The sequence below is a fragment of the Allobosea sp. Leaf344 genome, from assembly GCF_001426225.1.
GTDB lineage: Bacteria > Pseudomonadota > Alphaproteobacteria > Rhizobiales > Beijerinckiaceae > Allobosea.
Map to the genome: position 1 here is coordinate 235,199 of NZ_LMRT01000015.1, position 2,308 is coordinate 237,506.

General features: G+C 65.7%; 1 protein-coding gene. It reads right to left on the reverse strand.

Annotated features, from left to right (window positions below; genetic code table 11):
• Positions 1-218: 218 nt before the first annotated feature.
• Positions 219-1,841: an ABC-F family ATP-binding cassette domain-containing protein gene (locus ASG72_RS18235; protein ID WP_056715518.1), complete on the reverse strand. Its 1,623-nt coding sequence runs from the start codon at positions 1,839-1,841 to the stop codon at positions 219-221.
• Between the last annotated feature and the right edge of the window lie 467 nt (positions 1,842-2,308).

Consider the following 2,308-nt stretch of genomic DNA (forward strand, 5'->3'; position numbering starts at 1 on the left):
AACGCTCGCAATGACGGGTGTACGTCTTTGCGAGGAGCGCCAGCGACGAAGCAACCCAGGGGGGCGTAGCGCTCGCCGCGTTGGATGGCTTCGCTCATCTAGTTCGCCTAGCCGGATGAGGCCATGCTGGATGCGGTGGAACACAATCTGCGCCCGCCGACTGTGTAGCGCCCGCTCGATGGGGGGCGGCGTTGGGGAGCCGCAGCCCCCACCGCAGCTCACCCCCGCAGGCCGGGCGCCTCCTGGCCGGTGCGGGCGACATACTCGGTATAGCCGCCGCCATAGGCGTGGACGCCATCCGGCGTCAGCTCCAGCAGCCGGTTGGAGAGCGCCGCCAGAAAATGCCGGTCATGGCTGACGAACAGCATGGTGCCCTCGTAATTCGCCAGCGCCGCGATCAGCATCTCCTTGGTGGCGATGTCGAGATGGTTGGTCGGCTCGTCCAGCACCAGAAAATTCGGCGGGTCATAGAGCATCGTCGCCATCACCAGCCGCGCCTTCTCGCCCCCTGACAGAACCCGGCAGCGCTTTTCGACATCGTCCCCGGAAAAGCCGAAACAGCCGGCCAGCGCGCGCAGCGAGCCCTGTCCGGCCTGGGGAAACAGATCCTCCAGCGTCTGGAAGACGGTGCGCTCGCCATCCAGCACCTCCATCGCGTGCTGCGCGAAATAGCCCATGCGGACCGTGCCGCCGAGCGCCACCGTCCCGGCATCGGGCGCGGCCGCTCCGGCGACGAGCTTCAGCAGCGTCGATTTGCCGGCGCCGTTCACCCCCATCACGCACCAGCGCTCCTTGCGACGCACCTGGAAATCCAGCCCCTCATAAATGCTGCGGCTGCCATAGCGCTTGCTGACCTGCTTCAGCGTGACGATGTCCTCGCCCGAGCGGGGCGGCGTCTGAAATTCGAAGGCGACGCTCTGGCGCCGCCGCGGCGGCTCGACCCGCTCGATCTTGTCGAGCTTCTTCACCCGGCTCTGCACCTGCGCCGCATGCGAGGCGCGCGCCTTGAAGCGCTCGATGAAGTTGATCTCCTTGGCCAGCATCGCCTGCTGCCGCTCGAACTGCGCCTGCATCTGCTTTTCGGCGATGGCCCGCTGCTGCTGGTAGAATTCGTAATTTCCGGAATAGGAGGTGAGCGAGCCGCCATCGATCTCGACGATCCGGTCGACGATGCGGTTCATGAACTCGCGATCATGCGAGGTCATCAGGATCAGCCCGTCATAATTCTTCAGGAAGGATTCCAGCCAGATCAGGCTCTCGAGATCGAGATGGTTCGAGGGCTCGTCGAGCAGCATCGCATCGGGGCGCATCAGCAGGATGCGGGCGAGGGCGACGCGCATCTTCCAGCCGCCGGAAAGCGCGCCGACATCGCCCTCCATCATCTCGGCGGTGAAGCCGAGCCCGGCGAGCACCTCGCGGGCGCGCCCGTCCAGCGCATAGCCGTCGAGCTCCTCGAAGCGGCCCTGCACCTCGCCATAGCGGCCGATGATCTCGTCCATCGCATCCGCCTGCGCGGGATCGGCCATGGCGGCCTCGAGCTGGCGCAGCTCGGCGGCGACGCTGCTGACCGGGCCGGCCCCGTCCATTACCGCCGCGACGGCGCTGACTCCGGCCATGTCGCCGACATCCTGGCTGAAATAGCCGATGGTGACGCCGCGATCGACCGCGACCTGGCCCTCATCCGGCAGCTCCTCGCCGGTGATCATCCGGAAGAGGGTGGTCTTGCCGGCGCCATTGGGGCCGACGAGCCCGACCTTCTCGCCCTTCTGCAGCGCGACCGAGGCCTCGATGAAGATGATCTGCTTGCCGTTCTGCTTGCTGATGGATTCGAGGCGGATCATGGGAGCTCTGATGGATGCAGGGTTGCGGGAGGTCGCGCGCGCGTTCCCTTGGCACAGCCGCGTAAAGCATCGGGGCGGAAAGGGGAATGCGGGGCGGCTGCCGCGGCGTCGGCTTGGCTGATTTGCCCGACAGGCGGCGCGCCGGGCGGGAGCGGGGAGGGGAGGGCGTCTGCGCCCCGCTTCCGGCAGGAGCGGAAAAACCCCGGCAAATCAGGGCGGTTCCACGGTTTCGTGAAAATTGCGCGACAAACCGAAAAAGGCGCTTGACGGGGGAAAGGGGCATCCCCTATATACGGCTCATCAAGACGGCGACGCCGCTGGCGACGCCTTCTTCTGCGCTTCAAGAGAACGCATCAAACTTGGGAGCCGGCTCGGTCGGCTCGTAAGCGCGTCCCTAAAGTGTAGACCGCTGTTTGAAAACTGAAGACAGAAAGAGAAACGTGGACGGCGTTGTTCTTGCGGTCTGT